Below are 20,457 nucleotides of genomic sequence, written 5' to 3' on the forward strand. Positions count from 1 at the left end.
GCTGCTATCGCGGAAAGTCGAGGCCCATTTCGCGGAAGCGCTCAGGGTCGTCGCCCCAGTTCTCGCGCACCTTCACGAACAGGAAGAGGTGGACCGGCTGTTCGAGGATTTCGGAAATTTCCTTGCGGGCCGCCGTCGAGATGGCCTTGACCGCCTCACCGCCCTTGCCGAGGGCGATCTTTTTCTGGCTCTCGCGCTCGACATAGATCACCTGCTCGATGCGGACAGATCCATCCTTGCGCTCTTCCCATTTTTCAGTCTCCACATGCGATGCGTACGGAAGCTCCTGATGCAGGCGCAGGAACAGCTTCTCACGAGTGATCTCGGCTGCGAGCTGGCGCATCGGCAAATCGGAGATCTGGTCCTCCGGATAGTACCAGGGTCCCTCCGGCAGTGTTGAGGCGAGATAATCCATGAGATCATTGCAGCCGGAACCGTTGAGCGCCGAGACCATGAAGGTGCGGTCGAACTTGATGGCCTCGTTGGCTGCAGCCGCCAGCTTCAGGAGTTCCTCCGGGCGAACCCGATCGATCTTGTTCAACACCAGGACCTTCGGCTGCGGTACCTCTTTCAGGCCCTCGAGGATCGCTTCCGCATCTCCCTTGAGCCCACGCTCGCTGTCGATCAGCAGCACGATCGCGTCGGCATCCTTGGCTCCGCCCCAGGCGGAAGTCACCATGGCGCGGTCGAGCCGGCGGCGCGGCTTGAAGATGCCGGGCGTGTCCAGGAAGACGATTTGGGTGTTGTCGTGGATGGCGATCCCCCGGATGATGGCGCGTGTCGTCTGAACCTTGTGGCTGACGATCGTCACCTTCGCGCCTACGAGGCGATTGACCAATGTTGATTTGCCGGCATTCGTCGCGCCGATCAGCGCCACGAAGCCCGAGCGGGTCGGCTTGGCGCCAGCGCCCTGATGCTCAGCGCCCGTGTCCTGTTCTTTGTCCGTCATGGCTTCCGTCAACTTCCGGCAGACCGTTTCTGCCAAACACCTTCGCGTTCCAGCAACCGCGTCGCGGCGATCTGCTCGGCGCCGCGCTTGGAACGATCTACCCCCGTCTCGGGCTGGATGCCAGCTATCTCGACGGTCACCGTGAAGCGGGGATCATGGTCGGGACCGGAACGGTTGTCCGTTCTGTAGTTCGGCGCCACGCCGAACTTGGCGTGCGCCCATTCCTGCAATTCTGTCTTCGCGTCCCGGCGGGCGGCATCGGCGCTTTCGGCGCGGTGCGTCCAATGCTTGAGGACGAATTCCCGCGCCGCCTCCAGACCGCCATCGAGATAGATTGCGGCGATCAGCGACTCTACCACATCGGCCCTGACATTCATCATGTGCTTGCCGGTGATCCTTTTCACGTCCGAGCCGGTGCGAATGAACTCGTGCAGCGACAGTTCATCCGCCACCTTCGCGCAGCTCTCGGCGCTCACAAGCTGGTTCAAGCGCACTGAAAGCTCGCCTTCATTGGCGTCGACAAAGGTCTGGAACAGGAGTTCGGCGACGCAGAGCCCGAGTACCCGATCCCCCAGGAATTCCAAGCGCTGATAGTTGCTCCCTCGAGCATTGCGGGCACTCGAATGCGTCAGGGCGCGATCAAGCCGCTCCTTCTCATGGAACTGATACTCGATCGCAGCCTCGAGCCTTGTCCGATCCTCCGCGCTCAGTGAGCGACCCTTCATCATTCGACAACCTTGAACAGACGATCGTAGCGGAGGTTCGCCGGCCATTTCCAGATTTCGCGGAAGGAAGTGCCGTTGCCTAGCGAGAAGAAGATAAGGCTCGCGCGGCCCACCAGGTTCTCCGAGGGAACGAAGCCGACGTCGAAGCGGCTGTCGGCAGAATTGTCGCGGTTGTCGCCCATCATGAAGTAGTGGTCTGCCGGCACGATGAATTCGCGGGTATTGTCGCCGCGCGCATCCGGGAATTGGTCAAGCGTGTCATAGGAAACGCCGGTTTCCATGGTTTCGCGGTAGACGGGGATATCACCACCCGTGTCGTACTGGTCGTCCGCCCGGAAGAATCCGTCCGGCACACGATCGACGGGCCTGTCGTTCACATAGAGGATGCTGTTCCTGACCTGGATACGATCGCCTGGAAGGCCGACGAGGCGCTTGATGTAGTCAATGTCCGGGTTCGGCGGGAAACGGAAAACGACGATGTCCCCGCGCTGCGGCTCGCTGGCAAAGATCCGCCCGCTGAAAAGATTCGGCGAAAACGGCAGCGAATATTTCGAATAGCCGTAGGCGAACTTGTTGACGAAGATGTAGTCGCCGACGAGCAACGTCGGCATCATCGAACCCGACGGAATCGTAAAGGGCTGGAAGAAAACCGTCCGGATGACCAAGGCCAGAAGTAGCGCCTGGACGATGACTTTCACGTTTTCCCAAACGCCACTCTGCTTCGCTTCTGTCTTCTCTGCCACTCTGCGTTCTTCCTTGTCGTCCTGCCCGGAGGGCGTATTGCGCCTCAACATTCAACCGCCTCCGAATTCTCCTGCTGCGCGCCACCGCGCATGGCGATGCTATACGTTGCCGGAATGCCGCGCTTCAAGCGACCTTTGCAGCGCCGTGCGACTTTTCAGAGGCGCGGCAAGCGCCCGCGCCTCCATTCAGACGAGCAACAGTCGCTGTAGCGCATTGAATTGCTGCATGTCTTGAAAGCCATGCAGTAGAGCGCGCACTCCTGCGTGGTACCTAGCATCCCAGCAGTGCTCTAGAGCCTTTCCCGTCTAAATGAAAGGCTCTAAACCGTTCCCTCCACCGGGGCAACCGGAAGCGCCTCGATAATCACGAAGGCTTGCGCCAGCGGAAAATCGTCGGTGATCGTCAAATGGATGGCCGCACGGTGGCCGACCGGCAGGATCTCCTGCAGGCGCTCTGCTGCGCCCCCTGTCAATTGCATCGTTGGCTTGCCGCCCGGCATGTTGACGACGCCCATGTCCTTCCAGAACACGCCCTGCGCCAGGCCCGTACCCAGCGCCTTGGAGCAGGCCTCCTTGGCCGCGAAGCGCTTGGCATAGGACGCAGCGCGATTTTTGCGCCCTTCCGACTTGGCAATTTCGATGTCCGTGAAACAGCGGTTCACAAACCGCTCCCCGAACCGCTCGAGCGAATTCTCGATCCGGCGAATATCGATGAGATCGCTGCCGATGCCAATGATCATGATGGCTGTCCGAACCTTTGCCTGCGCTCCAACCGGCGCCGCTTCTGGAACAGCCAGGCCGCCCGGAAGGCTAGAGGATAGAAGATGAGGGCGCCGCCGACGGCGAGCGGCAGCGAACCGACGAGCATCGGCTTCAAAACGGGACCCCAGAGTTCGGCGAGGTTCATCTGCTCGACCATCCGACCGATCTCCGCCGATCCTATGCCCGCCCCGTCTTTTGGCCCGACGATCACGGTGCCGATCTCGTAGGAAGCCGTCAGGATCAGCGGAATGGTGACGGGATTGGCAAGTGCCGTGGTGATGGCGGCTGCAAGTACGTTGCCCGAAAGAACCCATGCGAGCACGACCGCAAGGACGATGTGGAAGCCGAAGAACGGCGTCAAGGAGGATGCGGCCCCGGCCGCGACCCCGACGGCAATCGAGTGCGGAGACGATTTCAGCCGCAGGACGCGCAAGCCAACGTAGCGAAGGCCACGCCCGCGCCCCTTGCGCGGCCAAAGCATCGCGCGAAGTCGTTCGCTCAGCGTGACCGGTTTTCTCCGCCTGAATAACATCTATGCCGTCATCGCATCCCGAAAGCGCCGCTCATCGGCGCAAGACGGCCCTTTGCACTTTGGCGGCCGCCTTTTGATGGGCGCAAGATAGGCGGGAGACCCGCGGCGCGCAAGTGAGGGGCCTGCCGCAAGTCATCCGCATGAGAAGCATGCAGCGAGCGCATATCTCACGAGGTCATCCTCTGATTGGACGCCCGGCTGCAACGCGGCACTTTCCGTTGGCGGGATCAGTAATATTTCCGGAAAAGGCCGCGATCGATCTGATGCTGACGGTATTCGAGGTCGATGCGATCGACGGAACCGTTCAGATACGCGATCTCGCGTTCCTCGACGGAGGGAATGTGCAGGGCACGGGTGATCTTCTTCAACTGCTTGAACATGGCAAACCTCTTCGTTTACCTCCCAAGCCGAAGATAGTTTAGCTGTCGCTGCTTCACCAGCGCGGCGATCAATCGTCAGCCATGCATCCAGCGCATGGCAATCCGACTTCCCGTTCATCCTGGGTCGATTATCACTCGAACAGACGCTTCACCAGGGAAATGCTTGGCAGTTCCTTGAGCTGAGTCATCAAGTGGTTGAGCTGGCGCAAATCCCAGACTTCAAGATCGAATTGCATTTCGCTGAAGTCGGCCGCCACGCGCCCCATGGAGAGGGAGCGGATGTTCACATCGGTCGTTGCGATCGCCTGGGCGATTTCCGCAAGCGTACCGGGCTCGTTCAGCGCACTGACCGCAATCCTCGCCATGAAGCGGCTGTTGTTCGCCTCGTCGAGATCCCAACGCACATCGATCCAACGCTCCGGCTCCTCGTCGAACTTCTGCAGGATCGGCGACTGAATCGGGTAGATGGTGATGCCCTTCTCCTTGTCCATGATGCCGACGATCCGGTCGCCGGGAACCGCCCCTGCGGGACTGAAATGCACCTCGGCGTTGCCGGAGAGGCCGCGGATCGGCAATGCCTCCGGCCCCTCGCCTTTTTGCCCGGCGACCGCCTCCTTCGAGTGGCCGGGCAGCTTGAAGACCATGCCCGCGGCACTGCGCATGTTGAACCAGCCGTCGTCGGCGCTGGGCTTGACGGTGACTCGCTCGTCCTGGTGATCGGGGAAGACCGCACGCAGGACGTCGAGCGAGGAGAGCTCGCCGCGGCCGACGGCCGCGATGGCATCTTCGATCTCCTTCTGACCGAGCCGGTGAAGGACCGGCTTCAGCGCCTCGCGCGAAAAGGTCTTGCCGGCCCGCTCGAAAGTGCGCTCGAGGATGCGGTAGCCGAGACCGGCATATTGTTTGCGTACCGCGGCGCGCGTCGCGCGGCGGATCGCCGCGCGCGCCTTGCCGGTGACGACGATTTCCTCCCAGGCGGGCGGAGGCACCTGGATGCCGGAGCGGATGATCTCCACCTCGTCGCCGTTGTTGAGCCGCGTCACCAGCGGCATGATGCGGCCGTTGATCTTGGCACCGACACAGGTGTCGCCGATATTGGTATGGACCGCATAGGCAAAATCGATCGGCGTCGCGCCACGTGGCAGCGCGATCAACTGCCCCTTGGGCGTGAAGCAGAACACTTGGTCCTGGAAGAGCTCGAGCTTGGTGTGTTCGAGGAATTCTTCCGGGTTGTCGCCCTCGGCAAGCGACTCGATCGTCCGGCGCAGCCATGCATAGGCGTTCGACGTGGGCGAGCGCGTCGCATCCCCCGAAACGCTGTCGCGATCTTTGTAGATCGCGTGTGCCGCGATACCGTATTCCGCGATCTCGTGCATGCGCTTGGTACGGATCTGCAGTTCGATGCGCTGGCGAGACGGGCCAATGATCGTGGTGTGAAGCGACTGATAGTCGTTCTGCTTTGGCGTCGAGATATAATCCTTGAAGCGACCGGGCACCACGCGCCAGCGGGTATGCACGATGCCGAGCGCCCGATAACAGGAGGGGATATCGTCGACGATGATGCGGAAGCCCCAGACGTCCGACAATTGCTCGAAGGAGAGAGATTTCGACTGCATCTTGCGGAAGACCGAATAGGGCTTCTTCTGGCGCCCCTTGACGTGCGCATTCTTCAGGCCTTCGGCCTCGAGCAGTTCGCTCAATTCCTCTTCGATCTTCTTGATCAGCCCCTCGTTGCGTAGCGAGAGCTCCTGCAGTCGCCTGGTGACCGTCTCATAGGCCTCCGGGTTGATGTGTCGGAAGGCGAGGTTCTCGAGTTCCTCGCGCATGTCCTGCATGCCCATGCGCCCGGCGAGCGGCGCATAAATGTCCATCGTCTCCTCGGAGATGCGGGCGCGCTTTTCCGCGGACATGTGATCGAGCGTGCGCATATTGTGCAAGCGATCGGCGAGCTTGACCAGGAGAACACGGACATCGTCGGAGATCGCCAGCAGGAGCTTGCGAAGATTTTCCGCCTGCTTCGCTTTCTTGGTAACGAGATCGAGCTTCTTGATCTTGGTCAGCCCCTCGACCAGTGCACCGATGTCTTCGCCGAAGAGCTCGTCGATTTCCTGCCGCGTGGCCGTCGTATCCTCGATCGTGTCATGCAACAGCGCCACGGCGATCGTGGACTCGTCCAAGTGCATTTCCGTGAGGATCGCCGCTACTTCCAGGGGATGGGAGATGTAAGGGTCGCCGCTCGCCCGCTTCTGCTGGCCATGCTTTTGCATCGCATAGACATAGGCCTTGTTGAGCAGGGCCTCATTGACGTCGGGCTTGTACTTCTGCACGTGCTCAACGAGCTCGTATTGGCGCATCATCCGCTGGCGGCTCCATGGCAATCATACGAACAAAAAAGTGCGCCAATCATGGAGTGGCGCACTGCTTCGAAAACACGTTGGAACGGCTGTGTCCGAACGGATCTCAGTAGTCGTCGCTCTTTTCGGGAGGCACCAGGCCCTCGATACCGGCCAGCAGCTCCTCTTCGGACATGCGGTCGAAGGTCAAAGCCTCCGGCTGGTCTTCCTCCTCCGCAGCCTCTGTGAAAGCAGCGGCCTCCGTCTGCGAGAGCGCAGCCGCATCGGGCTCGGGCTCGTCCACTTCCACATGCTTCTGCAGAGAGTGGATCAGATCTTCCTTCAGGTCGCCGGGAGAAAGCGTCTCATCAGCAATCTCGCGCAATGCGACGACCGGGTTCTTGTCATTGTCCCGATCGACGGTGATCGGAGCACCCTGCGAGATCAAACGTGCACGGTGACTGGCGAGCAGGACGAGTTCGAAACGGTTTTCGACCTTGTCGATGCAATCTTCAACGGTGACGCGGGCCATGGCCTTGTCCTTTGCGACTGGAAGCGCGGCGGTGTCGCCGCTGCGCGATTGACGACGCGAAACCGGATTGGCCGCAGCATGACGGTTCCATCGGCTCCGATTTCTGGAATTAGCGCCCGGATACAATCAAAACCGCATAAGTTCAAGTTTTTCCTGCATCCGGCGCTCACATCATTGCCCGCCACATGATAGAATAGGGTATTTGAGGCATAGGGCGGAGGTCCACAAATACTGATTGTATTCAGCGGAAGCGAGGCAAGAACTCCACCAGCAATCGCAAATTGAAATGTGGATGATCTGCAGCAACTGCTAAAATTTGCAATAGGCAGCATACGCCGCTTGGATTAATGCAATGGCCTAACTTACATTATTTGCAATATCAGCAATTATTAATGTAGTGCACCTATTTTCTGCGCGGCCTGCCGCAGGGGCGGCTCGGTACAATGCGCAGGGCATGAAAAGGAAATTGTGATGTTCGATCCCCGGGAGAAAATCGCTCTGTTCATCGACGGCGCCAATCTCTATGCCGCCTCGAAGAGCCTAGGTTTCGACATCGATTACCGCAAACTGCTCAAAGCATTCCAGAAGCGCGGCTATCTATTGAGAGCCTATTATTACACGGCCCTCATCGAGGACCAGGAATATTCGTCGATCCGCCCGCTGATCGACTGGCTCGATTATAACGGCTACAAGGTCGTCACCAAGCCAGCCAAGGAATTCACCGACTCGCTCGGCCGGCGCAAGATCAAGGGCAATATGGACATAGAGCTTGCGATCGACGCCATGGAGCAATCCGAGACGGTCGACCATCTGGTGATCTTCTCCGGCGACGGTGATTTCACGACGCTCGTCGAGGCGCTGCAGCGCAAGGGCCGCAAGGTCTCCGTCGTCTCGACCATGTCAACCCAGCCGCCGATGATTGCCGACGACCTGCGCCGGCAGGCCGACCACTTCATCGACCTGGCAACGCTCAGAGGCGAGATCGGGCGCGAGCCGTCCGAACGCGCCCCGCGCCCGGCCGAGCCGATCGCCGATGATGTGGAGCTTTAAAGCTCCGAACGATCACGCTCCCAATCCATGAACGACCCACCCCCTCCCCGTAACGGGCAGGGGCTCACGGGCTGGGCTACATCGCCTACATCTCTGCCGCGACCGGCTCGACCAGACGCAACGGTACAAGATAGTGGGCAGGCGAGAGCCGCAGGCGCCTAACCCGTCCCCCTTACGGGAGGGTCTTGATCCACGAGGGAATGGGTCAGCTCACGATATGAGAAAGACACCCGCTCCAAACAACCGCAGAATTCACCCACGCTCTTTGAGCAGCCGGTTTTTCTGGCGGTTCCAGTCGCGCTCCTTGGCCGTCTCGCGCTTGTCGTGCAGCTTCTTGCCCTTGGCGAGCGCCAGTTCGAGTTTTGCCCGACCTCGCTCGTTGAAATAGATCTTGAGCGGCACGAGCGACATGCCTTCCCGGTTGACGGCACCCTGCAGGCGATTGACCTCGCGCTTCGACAGCAGCAATTTCCGGCGACGGCGGGTCTCGTGGTTGAAGCGGTTGGCCTGCAGATATTCCGGCAGGTAGGAATTGATAAGCCAGATCTCGCCGCCCTCGTCGGTTGCGTAGGACTCCGATATATTCGCCTTGCCATCGCGCAACGACTTGACCTCCGTGCCGGTCAGGACGAGACCGGCCTCGTAAGTGTCGACGATCTCGTAGTTGAAGCGGGCCTTCCGGTTTTCCGCCACAACTCGTCTGACCGTGCGCTCGCTGCCCTTTGGTGCCATCAGTTCATCAATCCCGCATGCCTGAGAGCCGCGTCGATCGCCGCCTCGGTCGACGGCTCCAGTGCCGAGAGCAGCGGCGAACGCACGACCCGGCTCATCCGGCCGAGGCGATGGAGCGCGTATTTTGCACCGCAGAGGCCTGGCTCCATGAAGATCGCCTTGTGAAGCGGCATCAACTTATCCTGATACTCCAGTGCCTTGGCGAAGTTGCCGGCAAGTGTCGCCTCCTGGAACTCGGCGCAGAGGCGCGGCGCGACATTCGCCGTGACGGAGATGCAGCCGACACCGCCATGCGCATTGAAGCCGAGCGCGGTCGCATCCTCGCCGGAAAGCTGGACGAAGGACTTGCCGCAGGCCATGCGTTGCTCGGATACGCGCTCGATCTTGCCGGTCGCATCCTTGACGCCGATGATCGTCGGATAGGCCTTCGCGAGCGCCGCCATCGTCTCGACGCTCATGTCGACGACGGAGCGGCCGGGTATGTTGTAAATCACGATCGGCAGCTTCACGGCCTCCGCGATCGCTGCAAAATGGGCAAAGAGCCCCTTCTGCGTCGGCTTGTTATAATAGGGTGTGACGACCAGAATTGCGTCGGCGCCCGCCTTCTCGGCGTGCTGCGCCAGTTCGATCGCCTCGATCGTATTGTTGGAGCCCGCGCCGGCAATGACCGGCACCCGCCGCGCGGCAACCGCGACGCAAAGTTCCACGACCTTCTTGTGCTCGTCGTGCGAGAGCGTCGGGGATTCGCCGGTGGTGCCCACCGGCACCAGGCCGTGGCTGCCCTCTTTTATCTGCCATTCCACGTGCGCGACGAAACTATCCGCGTCCAGCGCCCCGGTGGACGTGAACGGGGTTACGAGTGCAGGAATGGAACCCTTGAACATGCACAACTCCTGACGGCTTGAAGGGCAAGACACGCCCACGCTTTGGCCGCATTCGACGGTTAAAAACTGCCGCACCATAATCATGTGGCATGGTTGCGGCAAGCGGCGTGAAGGTGCATTTCCCGTCTGTTGCGGCGCAATTCGATCGCTACTTTTGGCCTGGGGCGATGTCGAGCGGTGACGAGGCATGTGGAACGCCGGGATCAGACGTTTGCCCGGATCTACACTGGTCAGCGCCGCGCGTCTTATTGGACGCGCATGGGCGGCTATAGACATTTAATTGCTGCATATCCTTGTCGTTTGAATCAAGGCGCATTGAGGAGACGTGCAGTTGGGGCGTTAAACCTTCATTAAGCCAAGCCGGCGCCAAATGAAGGTGAGACAAGGGGAAGCTCGGGGGCTCTTGATGCGCAGACCACTTTTTCTGTCTGCCGCCACCGTAATGGGTGCCGCAATGATGGGCTCCTTCGCGATCGCGAGCGAGGGCCGGATACCCGTCCCGGCGAGCCGGCCCGAGGCCGCTGCAGCGGCGGGCGCTCCGGCCAAAGCCGGACGTGTTGCGGGGGAAACCACCGGCGCCATCCTGGCCGCAATGGCTCCCTTAGCCGGCGCCCTTAAGTCCGGACTCGATGCACTCTCAAATCGGCAAGCGGACAAGGCGCTCGCCATTCGCGAAGGAATGCGAACGGATACGCTTGACCGGCACATCCTCACCTGGGCGATCGCCGTGTCCGGTCAGAAGGGAATACCGTCGCTCGAGATCTCCAAAGCGCAGCATGAACTTCGCGGCTGGCCTGGACTCAAATCGCTGCGCTCCCATTCGGAACGCGCGCTTTACCGCGAAAATCCGCCGGCGGCCGACGTGATCGCCGCCTTCGGCTCGACCCGCCCGGAAACCGCTGAAGGTGCGATCATCCTTGCGCGCGCACTCGTCGCGGAAGGCAAGAGCGGGGCCGCGGCAGAGCATCTCAGGACCGCCTGGTCCAAGGAGACGCTCGACGAGGACGTCGAGAACAAGATCCTCGCCGAGTTTTCCGGCCTGTTGACGACTGCTGACCACAAGCGCCGCATGGAGATGCTTCTCTATCGCAGCCGGGTCGATCAGGCGGAGCGTTTTGCAGCCCTCGGCAAGGCGCAGTCGCTGTACCGGGCCTGGGCGGCCGTGATCCGCGGCCGCGCAAAAGCGGCCGATCTGATCGCCGCGGTCGATCCTTCCTGGCGCGACGATCCGGCCCATCTTTTCCTGCGCATCGAATATCTGCGCAGGCAGGAGAAATACGAGGAGGCCGCGAAGCTCCTCGCGCAGATGCCGCGGGAGAGCGAAGCCTTGGTCGACCCGGGCGAATGGTGGACGGAACAGCGCATTGTCAGCCGCGGACTGCTCGACAGAGGAGATTTCCGCGGTGCCTACCGCATCGCCGCAAATCACACGGCAACCGCAGCGACGGATGTCGTTGATGCCGAATTTCATGCCGGCTGGTACGCCCTTCGCGGGCTTGAGGATGCAGCGGCGGCCGCGCGTCATTTCCGCAGGATTCTCGATGCATCGAGCCGGCCGATTTCGGCCTCGCGCGCCTGGTATTGGCTCGGGCGGGCCGCAGAGGCCGGTGGCCCCGGCAATGCGAGCGACTTTTTCGCCAGTGCGGCGCTCTATCCGGGAACCTTCTACGGCCAACTCGCCGCCGCAAGACTTGGCCGGTCCACCCTGAACGTCAATTATCCCGCACCGACGTCTGACGACCGCGCTCGCTTCGAGAGCCGCGAGGCCGTCCGCGCCATCGATCGGCTGGAGGCGGCCGGCCATGGCTGGCGGGCGGACAACATTTATCGGGCGCTCGCCGAGGAACTAACCAGCCCCGGGGAACTCGCGATCCTTGCGGCGCGCGCGGAAAAGACACGCAACCACCAGCTCTCGCTGCAGATCGGCAAGGTTGCATTCGGCCGCGGCATCGACGTCGCGGCGCTCGCATTCCCGCTCGGCGTCATCCCATCCAGTGCCAATATCGATGGCGCCGGCAAGGCGCTCGCCTATGCAATCGCCCGCCAGGAGAGCGCCTTCAATCCCGCGGCTGTCTCGCCGGCTGACGCCCGCGGCCTCCTGCAGCTCTTGCCGACCACCGCGAAAGGAGTGGCCAGCCGCTATGGCCTTGCTTATTCCGAAGGCCGGCTGACGAACGACGCAGGCTATAATGCGACGCTAGGGTCCCATTATCTCGGGGAGCAGATCGACAGTTTCGGCGGTTCCTACATCCTGACCTTCATCGCCTATAATGCCGGGCCGCGCCGGGTTCCGCAGTGGATTGCGCGCTACGGCGATCCCCGCGGCAAGCCCATCGACGAGGTCGTCGACTGGATCGAGCGCATTCCGTTCGAGGAGACGCGCAATTACGTTCAGCGGGTGATGGAGAATTACCAGGTCTACAAGTCGCGGCTCGGGCAGAAGGCAGACATCGTCTCGGACCTGAGAATGGGGCGCGGGTCTTGAGTTCGGGGGCCGGGTCAGAGTGGACGTCAACCCCGAAGGGAAGCCGATGTTTCAAGAGCATTATTTCCGCGCCAGCGACGGGCTGAAGCTCTACGCCAGAACCTATGGCTTCGAGATTGGTGAAAAACGCAGGCGTCTCCCCATCGTCTGCCTGCCGGGGCTGACCCGCAACAGCCGCGATTTTCACTCTCTGGCGACTTTCCTCGCCTCGCCCGAAGGCGGCGCGCATAAAATTATCGCGCTCGACTATCGCGGCCGTGGGCAGTCTGATCGCGACGCGGACAAGGGCCGCTACACGATCGCCGTCGAAGCCGAAGACGTGGTCACTGCCTGTATGCATTTCAACATCGAAAGGGCGACCTTCATTGGCACCTCGCGTGGCGGGCTCATCCTTCACCACCTCGCCGGCGCGGCCCCTGCCCTTATCGCCCGCGCCGTTCTCAACGACATAGGCCCGGCCATCGAGCTTGAGGGCTTGCTGAAGATAAGGGACTATCTCAACGCGGCGACACGGCCGCAAAGCTGGCCAGCGGCGCCGGCCCATCTGCGAGCCGTGCACGGCGCCGAGTTTCCGATCCTCGGTGAAGAGGACTGGCGCGAGATGGCCGAGGCGATCTTCCGCGACGAAAACGGGGTCCCGGTCCCCGATTGCGATCCGGCGATTGCCGCTCAATTGCAAGGTCTCACCAGCGAAACCGTGCTTACCCCTCTCTGGCCGCAATTCGAAGCCCTTGCGCGCATCCCCACCATGGTCGTGCGAGGCGACAATTCCAGATTGCTGAGCGAGGCGACCGTTGCGGAGATGACCCGCCGGCATGCCGGCCTGGTCACCGTTACCGCACCCGGTCAAGGCCATGCGCCGCTTCTGCATCTCGATGGGCTGAAAGAGGCTGTCGGCGAGTTCGTTAAGGCGTAAAAGGCCGCAACTTCTGACCCTTCTGGAAGACCCTGGGAGGAGTAGAGGCGATCGCAATCGGTCGTCCAACGTTCAATTCTGACTGGAGGTCAGAAATGAACATCAAGAGCCTTCTTCTCGGCTCCGCTGCTGCGCTCGCAGCAGTATCCGGCGCGCAGGCTGCCGACGCCATCGTCGCCGCCGAGCCGGAACCCATGGAATACGTTCGCGTCTGCGACGCTTTCGGCACGGGCTACTTCTACATTCCCGGCACGGAAACCTGCCTCAAGATCAACGGCTTCGTCCGCTTCCAGGTCAACTTCGGTGAAGACGCAGGCGGGTTCTCCGATTGGGATGCTTTCTCGCGTGGCTTCCTGGCGTTTGACGCCAAGAGCGACACGGAATTCGGTACGCTCACCAGCCTCATTGCAATCGAAGCTGATGCTGATGCTCAAGACGGCGCCGACTTCAAGCTTGACGAGGCCTACATCCAGCTCGGCGGCCTAAAGGTCGGTCACTTCTACAGCTGGTGGGACAAGGGTCTGAATGGTGAAACCGATTCGGTCGGTGAGAACACCAAGTTCAATTCTATTGCTTACCTTTATGACGGCGGTGCCTTCCAGGCTGGCGTTGCCATCGACGAGCTTGAAGGCCTGACTACTCGAAACAATGGTGTCGGCGTCGAGGGTATCGTTTCTGCTTCGCTCGGCGGCGTGTCGTTCGACCTGCTTGGCGGGTTCGACACCGAAGTTGAAGATGGTGCGATCCGCGGCTTGATCTCTGCTGACCTTGGCCCGGGTACTCTCCAGGCTGCTGCCATCTGGGCCTCCGACCCGAACGCTTACTGGTCTGACTCCGAGTGGGCTGTTGCTGTGTCCTATGCCTTCCAGGCAACCGAGAAGTTCAAGATCACGCCCGGCGCTCAGTACTGGGGTGACCTCCGTAACGGCGTTGAATTCAACGAAGGCTACGCCGGTGGTGGCGGCTCCTTCGGTAACGGCGATGCCTGGAAGGTCGGTATCACGGCTGACTACCAGATCACCGAAGGTCTCGCAGCTCGTGCGACGGTTAACTACACCGACGTCGACTACGACAACACCTTCGCTGATGATGATTTCGTCACCGGCTTTGTTCGCCTGCAGCGCGACTTCTAATCTGATCTAGTCTCAGGCCCGCAACTCTAAGAGTTGCGGGCTGTTGCTGTTCTGCAACATACGCGTGCCGTCTAGGTCATTGAGATTGCTGAAATATAAGCGTTGGCTTGAGTGCCAGCGGTTTCTTGGTCCATTCGTGGTGGGGTGGGAAGGAAACGGCAAACGTGACGTCAGGCGCCGAAAAATTGGCGAGCGGCTTCGGGATTTCGGGCGATCGTCCGGAATACGAGGTCAATTATTGTTTTGGCCGACAAGGTCCGATCGGTTTGGTAAAGGAGACCTCGCTTGCCGAGTTGTTCCATCGCTATGCCGATATCCTGTGGGACGAAGGGCACCACAAATACAATGTGAAGGCCTTCATCGGTGAACTCGACGAGATTCTACTCGGTGCGCGGTTTTCCACCTTCTCGCAGGACTTGCTCGACAATTTGATTGGCGCATTACGCAAGCGGGGCAACAGCAACGCGACCATTAATCGAAAGATGGCCGCATTGAGCAAGTTGCTGCGGAAAGCGTACAAGATGGGCGATATCCATAGTCTGCCGGAGTTCAGGCGTCAGAAGGAGAGAGCCGGACGCCTGCGATTCCTGGAAGCCGAAGAAGAGGAAGCGTTGTTCCGAGAGATCGGAACCCGCTCGGAACTCTTTCTGAAATTCTCCATCTTCCTTGTGGATACAGGCGCTCGCCTCGGCGAGGGCATCGGCCTCAAATGGAACGACATTCATGAGGGCCGGGTAACGTTCTGGATTACCAAATCCGGTCGAAGCCGCACGGTCCCGCTGACGTCCAGGGCAAAGCAGGTCCTACGTGAGCTTAAGGACAGGGCTCCGGGGCCCTTTGCCGATGTGGATCCGCAGAAATACAGGGCAGCTTGGAACGCGGCTAAAATCGACGCGAAACTGGGCGACGAAGCGGATGTCGTCCCCCATGTCCTGAGACATACCTGCGCGTCCCGCCTAGTACGGGGCGGAATCGATCTCCGGCGGGTCCAGATGTGGCTGGGCCATCAGACGCTGACGATGACGATGCGTTATGCCCACCTGGCAACGCATGATTTGGACATGTGTGTTCCCGTTCTCGAACGGCATCTCGCCAGCTAGGCCCGTTGCCGTCCAGCGACTTGCCCATGCCTGTGGATAGGCACCCATCGTGCGAAGTCCTTGGGCTAAGAAACCCTGGTTCTCCGCTCGCTGTCTCGGAATTGAAAAAGCCCGGCTCGATGAGCCGGGCTTTCCTTCACTGACCGAGGTCAGGTCAGATTAGAAGTCACGCTGCAGGCGGAGGAAGCCGCTGACCTGCTCATCAGCGTCATCCGGATCCGTGTAGTTGATCGTGAAGCGCGAAGCGAGGCCTTCGGTGATCTGGTAATCAGCCGTGATACCAACGCGCCACTGATCGTCACCGGAGTCGAAGCCGCCAGCGCCGTCGTTCAGGTCACCCCAGTACTGAGCGCCGGGGGTGATTGCGAACTTTTCGGTTGCGTTGAAGCGGTACGAAGCAGCAACGCTCCACTCGGAGTCAGACCAGTAAGCGTTCGGGTCGGATGCCCAGATCGCAGCGGCCTGGAAGGTGCCGGGACCAACGTCTGCAGAAAGCAGAGCGCGGATCGCGCCTTCTTCGAGTTCGGTGTCGAAGCCGCCGAGGAGGTCGAAGCTTACGCCGCCGAGCGAAGCGGAAACGATGCCTTCGATGCCGACGCCGTTGTCACGCGTGGTGATGCCCTGGAGTTCGTCAACAGCGATACCAGCCTGGAACGTACCGGCATCATAGACATAGCGGATCGAGTTGAATTCGGTGTTTTCGCCGATCGAGTCGGTTTCACCGTTCAGGCCCTTATCCCACCAGCTGTAGAAGAAGCCAGCGCGGAGGCCGCCGAGTTCGATGTAGGCTTCGTCGACGTCGATGCGGCTGTCGCCAGGGCCGGTGTCGTTGTCGGCGTTGAATTCGATCGCGGCGAAGCCGGTGAGCGTGCCGAATTCGGTGTCGCTCTTGGCGTCGAACGAGATGTAAGCGCGCGAGAAGACATCCCAGTCGGAAAAGCCTTCGACCGCGTCGGCGCCCTCGCCCCAATCACTTGCGTCACGGCCGAAGTCGCCCTGAACGCGGATGAAGCCGCCGATCTTCAGGCAGGTTTCCGTGCCCGGAATGTAGAAGTAGCCCGTGCCGAAAGCGTCGCAAACGCGAACGTATTCCAGGGGCTCCGGCTCGGCGGCGACGATGGCGTCGGCAGCCTGTGCGCCGGATACTGCTGCGAGCGCAGCAGCGGAGCCGAGAAGAAGGCTCTTGATGTTCATTTCTGACCTCCAGTCAAAAGTTTCACACGGGTCTGGGTATCTTTGCTGAAGGACAGCGTTCCCTGCCCCATCCCCAATCGTTCAAGAAGTCGGACGATCAACCGCCCTTGCTTCCGGAGTTGAAAATACAAAACCGGATGGGGCGCGCAACGACCAACTTGCCTGATCGACTCCTTTGCGCCGCCCTTCCCCGATCCCTGTTGCTCAAACGACACAAAATCGCCCCAGACGGCCCGAGTGCGTTAAAAAAGCCTTAAGAAAATCCTTTGGTGACGGGAGGTTAGCGCAAGCCTCGCGGGCACCTCCTGTACCATAAAGAGGCAAAAATCGGCCGAAAAGGGGGGCAGAATCGGGCGCTGGGATGATTCCCCCGGCCGCCATCAGCAGGGTTCGGGGCTCCGACAGAGGCGTTCGGCCAGCTGGAATTGGGTCGATTTCAGCGATTCCCAACAGAATCAACAGGCAAGGATTCGCGAATCGAGGACGGCGCTCGGGGAGAGCGATCGAGTCGGGCTCGGCGCTCTTGGGGTGGGGATTGGCGGCGGCAGCTATCGGCGCCACTCTCTTGCCATGCGGAACTCACACGGACTCCGTGGGGAGAAGGCTTAGCGGCGCCGTCCGGCCCAGCCCGTAACTGTCAGGAGGTAGGTGGCTACCATAGCCGTTTGTTGGCGAAGGCGTGGCCCGACCCGGATTTGAGATAGCGCTCGAACGAGTCCGCTTTCGCCCGCTCAGAAAATGCGACGTAAGTCGTCAGCCGCCATGGCTTGAATTTGGAGGTGTGGGCTGATTTGCCGGCATTGTGCTCTTGTAGACGCTGCTTGAGATCAGCAGTCACTCCTACATAGCGCTGGCCGCAGTTTGACAGGCTTTCGATTAGATAGACGTAAAACAATAAAGCCCTGCTTCGCCAGAGATGTTCTAGCAATCCTGCGAAGCTCGAAGAGCGAAGCAGGATGGCGGAGAAGAAGGGATTCGAACCCTCGATACCGTTTCCGGTATACTCCCTTAGCAGGGGAGCGCCTTCGACCACTCGGCCACCTCTCCGTCAGGGCCTGACTAGTGTCACCGCGCCTTCAATGCAAGATTTTTTTGTCGGTTTTCAGGAAATCCTGGCTTTTTGGGCGCGAGCATCTGCCGCCCAGATACGAGGCGACAAGGCTGGAGCAAGCCCGGTTGGGGAAAGTCCCCCCAATTTTCGCCGTTCGCCTGGCATGCAAGCGCGATCCACGGCGAGATGAAGGAGCGATATTCCCGAGGTCTGGCGATGTCGATGATCATGCATCTCGCGCAAGGAAGATCCGGCCGCGCGGCCGTTTCCTATCCGCATTATGTGATAGAGCGCCCCTGCCGCATTCTCGTCATCGCCAGCCAGCTCAAGGCGAAGACCAAGTATCAGGCGCTCTTGCGCCACATCTCGATCGGCGGCGCAATGCTCGACTTCAACGCCGGGATTATGCTGCCGAAGCATTTCTTCCTTGAAATCGACGGATTGGACGAGGAGATCGGCTGCGCCGAGGTGCATCGCAACGGGTCAGAGCTCGGCGTGCGCTTCAATATGCTGCTCGCGCAGGAATTTCTAAGCCGGCTCATCCGCCTGCAGTTTGCGAGCGGGCTCTGAGCGGCCGATCGCACCCCGCCCAGCTCGACGCCTTGCTAGATTTTTAATGAATGACTTCAAGAGATTGCAAGACTGTCGAGGGAAACTGATCCTCGGCCTTCGCCGCTCACGGGCTCACCGGGACGGGCAGAAGCCGCTGGCGCCTTGCTCTGGCGTGGCAATTATACCGGAGACGACGCATGCTGCAGTCGACGATGTATTCGCTTGTGCCTTCTCCGCTCTACGAGCGACGCTACGAGCGTTTTGCCATCGCCCATGCGGGAACGCTGATGTCGGTACAGCCAGGCCTTGGCGGCGTATCCATCCGCGCCTGCAGGATGATCGAAATTTCGCGAGGCGGAGCACGGCTCTCCGTCGGCACGACCATCGGCCTGCCGCATCATTACTATCTTCACATCGTAGGAACGAACCGCCGTATCGGCTGCGCCGAGATCCACCGGGCGGGAGACAACATCGCCGTACACTTCATCAAGTCGATCGACGAATCGTTTCTCCACCAAATCGTCCGCCACGACTATTTCACCGGCCGGACCAGTGATTTGAGGTCAGGGAGCAGCAGCTACCGCCACGCGCCCTCGGACGAGCATCCTGCTCTGCTGATGAACACCAGGAATAGCGCGGGATGAGTACTGATCGATCACGCGTCAGAGTCTAGGTCGATCCGAGCTGAAATCATCGTGGTCCAGCCGAGATTCCTCGCAGCGGATCTTTCTTTGCGCAAGCCGATTCCGATTCCCGCACATATACGATAAGTTCCGCGGCGCATTTCGTTCGGGGTTGTCCACATGTCCACCTTCTCGCGCTTCACGCCGCTCATCCAATCCTTGCCGGCCACCGTTCCATTCGTCGGACCCGAAGCCATCGAACGGCAGCGCGGCCGCAGCATCGCCGCCCGCATCGGTGCGAACGAGAGCGGCTTCGGTCCGGCCCCTTCGGTGCTACTTGCGATCCGGGAGGCAGCAGCCGAGACATGGAAATACGCGGACCCGGAAAACCACGATCTCAAACAGGCGCTGGCCGGCCGTCTCGGCACGTCTCCTGGCAATATCGCCGTCGGAGAAGGCATTGACGGCCTGCTGGGTCAGATCGTCCGCCTCGTCGTCGAGCCGGGCATGCCGGTCGTGACTTCGCTCGGAGGCTATCCGACATTCAACTACCACGTCGCAGGCCACGGCGGCCGGCTGGCAACCGTGCCCTATGCCGATGATCGAGAAGACCTCGAGGGGCTCCTTGCCACTGTCAAGCGGGAGAACGCGCCGCTCGTCTATTTCGCCAATCCGGACAATCCCATGGGCAGTTGGTGGCCCGCCGATCGCATCATCGAATTCGCCGTCGCCTTACCGGAAACGACGCTGCTCATCCTCGATGAGGCCTATAGCGAAACCGCGCCGCCCGACTCGGTGCCTTCGATCGAAAGCCTGATCGACCGGCCGAACGTCATTCGCACTAGGACCTTCTCAAAGGCCTATGGTCTCGCGGGCGCGCGTGTCGGTTACGTGCTCACCACACCCGGCACTGCCCAGGCCTTCGACAAGATCCGCAATCATTTCGGCATGAACCGCGTCGGCGTCGCGGCGGCGATCGCCGCGCTCGCCGACCAGGCGTACCTGGAGGAGGTCGTCGCCAAAATAACAAGTTCCCGCGACCGGCTCTCCGCAATCGCTCGCGGAAACGAGTTGTTGCCGCTTGCCTCCGCCACGAATTTCGTCGCCGTCGATTGTGGGCGGGACGCGACCTATGCCAAGGCGATCGTCGAGCGGCTGATGGGCGACCACGGCATCTTCATCCGCATGCCGGGTGTGGCACCTCTCAATCGCTGCATCCGCATCAGCGCCGCGCCCGAAGCCGAGATGAAGTTGCTGGAGGCTGCCTTGCCGGCTGTGCTGAAGAGCCTGGGCTAGTCAGTGCCCCTTCCCCTCCGGCCCGCCGGCTGCGCTCGGCAGGCGCGTGGCTTGCACACGGTCAGTGCATCGTCATCCATTCGCGCGCCGCGCGAAGGGCGGCCGCAAGGTCGGTCTTGCTCATTGTTGCCGCAAGGTCTACGCGGAGGCTGGCGGCACGGTCGCAGCCCTTGATGGCGGCGATATTCAGCCACTTGTGCGCGGCGACCAGATCGACGGGTCTGCCGCGGCCGGTTGCATAGGCGAGGCCCATTGCGCAAAGGGCATCGGCCCGGTTGTCGCCGCCCATCGCGGCCTCCGAACCGATCTGCATATCAAAGAGTGCCATTCTCGTCGTCCCTGTCTTCTGTTTAGCGAAGCGGCGCGCCTTTGCCTGGGGAATACGGCAGGCGCGCCCGGCTTCAGTTCGTTGGTCCCTGTTTTGGCCTGCCTCTTATCGGGCGTCCCGAAAGCGCACCGTCTTCGGCAGCGTCGCTTGCGGTTCT

General features: G+C 60.9%; 22 protein-coding genes and 1 tRNA gene. 8 read left to right on the plus strand and 15 right to left on the minus strand.

Annotated elements, in window-relative coordinates:
• Window positions 1–4: 4 nt before the first annotated feature.
• The 8 genes from era to rpoZ form a co-directional block, all read right to left on the minus strand.
• A complete protein-coding gene (era, locus tag J2Z31_RS07810; RefSeq protein WP_209601346.1) occupies window positions 5–949 on the minus strand; it encodes a GTPase Era in 945 nt (314 codons plus the stop codon).
• A gap of 8 nt (window positions 950–957) precedes the next feature.
• Window positions 958–1,674: a ribonuclease III gene (gene rnc / locus J2Z31_RS07815; RefSeq protein ID WP_209602267.1), complete on the minus strand. Its 717-nt coding sequence runs from the start codon at window positions 1,672–1,674 to the stop codon at window positions 958–960.
• Window positions 1,674–2,417: a signal peptidase I gene (gene lepB / locus J2Z31_RS07820; protein WP_209602268.1), complete on the minus strand. Its 744-nt coding sequence runs from the start codon at window positions 2,415–2,417 to the stop codon at window positions 1,674–1,676. Before lepB ends, rnc begins: the two co-directional genes overlap by 1 nt.
• 320 nt (window positions 2,418–2,737) lie before the next feature.
• Complete coding sequence (gene acpS, locus J2Z31_RS07825) at window positions 2,738–3,157, minus strand: holo-ACP synthase (protein ID WP_209601347.1); 420 nt, start codon at window positions 3,155–3,157, stop codon at window positions 2,738–2,740.
• Entirely contained in the window at window positions 3,154–3,660 is a 507-nt protein-coding gene (locus J2Z31_RS07830; RefSeq protein ID WP_234939336.1) for a DUF2062 domain-containing protein, read from the minus strand. The genes acpS and J2Z31_RS07830 overlap by 4 nt, the downstream gene beginning before the upstream one ends.
• 278 nt (window positions 3,661–3,938) lie before the next feature.
• Complete coding sequence (locus J2Z31_RS07835) at window positions 3,939–4,091, minus strand: DUF3563 family protein (protein WP_209601349.1); 153 nt, start codon at window positions 4,089–4,091, stop codon at window positions 3,939–3,941.
• A gap of 131 nt (window positions 4,092–4,222) precedes the next feature.
• Entirely contained in the window at window positions 4,223–6,448 is a 2,226-nt protein-coding gene (locus J2Z31_RS07840) for a RelA/SpoT family protein (protein WP_209601350.1), read from the minus strand.
• A gap of 103 nt (window positions 6,449–6,551) precedes the next feature.
• Complete coding sequence (gene rpoZ / locus J2Z31_RS07845; RefSeq protein ID WP_209601351.1) at window positions 6,552–6,956, minus strand: DNA-directed RNA polymerase subunit omega; 405 nt, start codon at window positions 6,954–6,956, stop codon at window positions 6,552–6,554.
• Window positions 6,957–7,427: 471 nt separating this feature from the next.
• Here rpoZ and J2Z31_RS07850 point away from each other — a divergent pair, with 471 nt between their 5' ends.
• Entirely contained in the window at window positions 7,428–8,006 is a 579-nt protein-coding gene (locus J2Z31_RS07850; RefSeq protein ID WP_209601352.1) for a LabA-like NYN domain-containing protein, read from the plus strand.
• Window positions 8,007–8,258: 252 nt separating this feature from the next.
• On the opposite strand, the gene smpB is transcribed toward J2Z31_RS07850, so the two are convergent.
• A complete protein-coding gene (gene smpB / locus J2Z31_RS07855) occupies window positions 8,259–8,738 on the minus strand; it encodes an SsrA-binding protein SmpB (protein ID WP_209601353.1) in 480 nt (159 codons plus the stop codon).
• On the minus strand, window positions 8,738–9,622 hold the full coding sequence (dapA, locus tag J2Z31_RS07860; protein ID WP_209601354.1) for a 4-hydroxy-tetrahydrodipicolinate synthase: 885 nt from the start codon (window positions 9,620–9,622) through the stop codon (window positions 8,738–8,740). Before dapA ends, smpB begins: the two co-directional genes overlap by 1 nt.
• A 406-nt stretch (window positions 9,623–10,028) precedes the next feature.
• On the opposite strand from dapA, the gene J2Z31_RS07865 reads away from it, so the two are divergent.
• The 4 genes from J2Z31_RS07865 (at window position 10,029) to J2Z31_RS07880 (ending at window position 15,256) form a co-directional block, all read left to right on the plus strand.
• Window positions 10,029–12,107 carry a lytic transglycosylase domain-containing protein gene (locus tag J2Z31_RS07865; RefSeq protein ID WP_209601355.1) on the plus strand — a complete coding sequence of 693 codons (2,079 nt, stop codon included), beginning with the start codon at window positions 10,029–10,031 and terminating at the stop codon, window positions 12,105–12,107.
• 46 nt (window positions 12,108–12,153) lie between these two features.
• Window positions 12,154–13,023, plus strand: a complete 870-nt coding sequence (locus J2Z31_RS07870) for an alpha/beta fold hydrolase (RefSeq protein ID WP_209601356.1) — start codon at window positions 12,154–12,156, stop codon at window positions 13,021–13,023.
• Between the two features lie 95 nt (window positions 13,024–13,118).
• Entirely contained in the window at window positions 13,119–14,156 is a 1,038-nt protein-coding gene (locus J2Z31_RS07875; protein ID WP_209601357.1) for a porin, read from the plus strand.
• 164 nt (window positions 14,157–14,320) lie between these two features.
• Window positions 14,321–15,256, plus strand: a complete 936-nt coding sequence (locus J2Z31_RS07880) for a tyrosine-type recombinase/integrase (protein WP_209601358.1) — start codon at window positions 14,321–14,323, stop codon at window positions 15,254–15,256.
• A 159-nt stretch (window positions 15,257–15,415) separates the two neighbouring features.
• On the opposite strand, the gene J2Z31_RS07885 is transcribed toward J2Z31_RS07880, so the two are convergent.
• The 4 genes from J2Z31_RS07885 to J2Z31_RS07900 form a co-directional block, all read right to left on the minus strand.
• Complete coding sequence (locus J2Z31_RS07885; protein ID WP_209601359.1) at window positions 15,416–16,450, minus strand: porin; 1,035 nt, start codon at window positions 16,448–16,450, stop codon at window positions 15,416–15,418.
• 652 nt (window positions 16,451–17,102) lie between these two features.
• Window positions 17,103–17,345, minus strand: coding sequence for a GIY-YIG nuclease family protein (locus J2Z31_RS07890; RefSeq protein ID WP_209601360.1), 243 nt, complete (start codon window positions 17,343–17,345; stop codon window positions 17,103–17,105).
• A 62-nt stretch (window positions 17,346–17,407) separates the two neighbouring features.
• A tRNA-Ser gene (locus tag J2Z31_RS07895) sits at window positions 17,408–17,497 on the minus strand.
• Window positions 17,498–17,515: 18 nt separating this feature from the next.
• Complete coding sequence (locus J2Z31_RS07900) at window positions 17,516–17,731, minus strand: hypothetical protein (protein WP_209601361.1); 216 nt, start codon at window positions 17,729–17,731, stop codon at window positions 17,516–17,518.
• On the opposite strand from J2Z31_RS07900, the gene J2Z31_RS07905 reads away from it, so the two are divergent.
• The 3 genes from J2Z31_RS07905 (at window position 17,724) to J2Z31_RS07915 (ending at window position 19,972) form a co-directional block, all read left to right on the plus strand.
• Entirely contained in the window at window positions 17,724–18,071 is a 348-nt protein-coding gene (locus tag J2Z31_RS07905) for a hypothetical protein (protein WP_234939337.1), read from the plus strand. The two genes, J2Z31_RS07900 and J2Z31_RS07905, sit on opposite strands and share 8 nt — an antisense overlap.
• Window positions 18,072–18,250: 179 nt before the next feature.
• Window positions 18,251–18,697, plus strand: a complete 447-nt coding sequence (locus J2Z31_RS07910) for a PilZ domain-containing protein (protein WP_234939338.1) — start codon at window positions 18,251–18,253, stop codon at window positions 18,695–18,697.
• Window positions 18,698–18,856: 159 nt separating this feature from the next.
• A complete protein-coding gene (locus tag J2Z31_RS07915) occupies window positions 18,857–19,972 on the plus strand; it encodes a pyridoxal phosphate-dependent aminotransferase (RefSeq protein ID WP_209601363.1) in 1,116 nt (371 codons plus the stop codon).
• A gap of 61 nt (window positions 19,973–20,033) precedes the next feature.
• On the opposite strand, the gene J2Z31_RS07920 is transcribed toward J2Z31_RS07915, so the two are convergent.
• Window positions 20,034–20,300, minus strand: coding sequence for an SEL1-like repeat protein (locus J2Z31_RS07920; protein ID WP_209601364.1), 267 nt, complete (start codon window positions 20,298–20,300; stop codon window positions 20,034–20,036).
• Window positions 20,301–20,457 lie beyond the last annotated feature (157 nt).

This window comes from Sinorhizobium kostiense (assembly GCF_017874595.1).
Lineage (GTDB): Bacteria > Pseudomonadota > Alphaproteobacteria > Rhizobiales > Rhizobiaceae > Sinorhizobium > Sinorhizobium kostiense.

Excerpts from the sequence above, each read along its gene's own strand:
- J2Z31_RS07915 (WP_209601363.1), top strand. The coding sequence starts at position 18,857 with ATGTCCACCTTCTCGCGCTTCACGCCGCTCATCCAATCCTTGCCGGCC.
- J2Z31_RS07920 (WP_209601364.1), bottom strand. The coding sequence starts at position 20,300 with ATGGCACTCTTTGATATGCAGATCGGTTCGGAGGCCGCGATGGGCGGC.
- J2Z31_RS07885 (WP_209601359.1), bottom strand. The coding sequence starts at position 16,450 with ATGAACATCAAGAGCCTTCTTCTCGGCTCCGCTGCTGCGCTCGCAGCA.
- J2Z31_RS07910 (WP_234939338.1), top strand. The coding sequence starts at position 18,251 with ATGCTGCAGTCGACGATGTATTCGCTTGTGCCTTCTCCGCTCTACGAG.
- J2Z31_RS07835 (WP_209601349.1), bottom strand. The coding sequence starts at position 4,091 with ATGTTCAAGCAGTTGAAGAAGATCACCCGTGCCCTGCACATTCCCTCC.
- dapA (WP_209601354.1), bottom strand. The coding sequence starts at position 9,622 with ATGTTCAAGGGTTCCATTCCTGCACTCGTAACCCCGTTCACGTCCACC.
- J2Z31_RS07830 (WP_234939336.1), bottom strand. The coding sequence starts at position 3,660 with ATGCTTTGGCCGCGCAAGGGGCGCGGGCGTGGCCTTCGCTACGTTGGC.
- J2Z31_RS07865 (WP_209601355.1), top strand. The coding sequence starts at position 10,029 with ATGCGCAGACCACTTTTTCTGTCTGCCGCCACCGTAATGGGTGCCGCA.
- J2Z31_RS07875 (WP_209601357.1), top strand. The coding sequence starts at position 13,119 with ATGAACATCAAGAGCCTTCTTCTCGGCTCCGCTGCTGCGCTCGCAGCA.
- J2Z31_RS07870 (WP_209601356.1), top strand. The coding sequence starts at position 12,154 with ATGTTTCAAGAGCATTATTTCCGCGCCAGCGACGGGCTGAAGCTCTAC.
- J2Z31_RS07905 (WP_234939337.1), top strand. The coding sequence starts at position 17,724 with ATGATCATGCATCTCGCGCAAGGAAGATCCGGCCGCGCGGCCGTTTCC.
- J2Z31_RS07900 (WP_209601361.1), bottom strand. The coding sequence starts at position 17,731 with ATGATCATCGACATCGCCAGACCTCGGGAATATCGCTCCTTCATCTCG.
- J2Z31_RS07840 (WP_209601350.1), bottom strand. The coding sequence starts at position 6,448 with ATGATGCGCCAATACGAGCTCGTTGAGCACGTGCAGAAGTACAAGCCC.
- J2Z31_RS07850 (WP_209601352.1), top strand. The coding sequence starts at position 7,428 with ATGTTCGATCCCCGGGAGAAAATCGCTCTGTTCATCGACGGCGCCAAT.
- era (WP_209601346.1), bottom strand. The coding sequence starts at position 949 with ATGACGGACAAAGAACAGGACACGGGCGCTGAGCATCAGGGCGCTGGC.
- smpB (WP_209601353.1), bottom strand. The coding sequence starts at position 8,738 with ATGGCACCAAAGGGCAGCGAGCGCACGGTCAGACGAGTTGTGGCGGAA.
- acpS (WP_209601347.1), bottom strand. The coding sequence starts at position 3,157 with ATGATCATTGGCATCGGCAGCGATCTCATCGATATTCGCCGGATCGAG.
- rpoZ (WP_209601351.1), bottom strand. The coding sequence starts at position 6,956 with ATGGCCCGCGTCACCGTTGAAGATTGCATCGACAAGGTCGAAAACCGT.
- rnc (WP_209602267.1), bottom strand. The coding sequence starts at position 1,674 with ATGAAGGGTCGCTCACTGAGCGCGGAGGATCGGACAAGGCTCGAGGCT.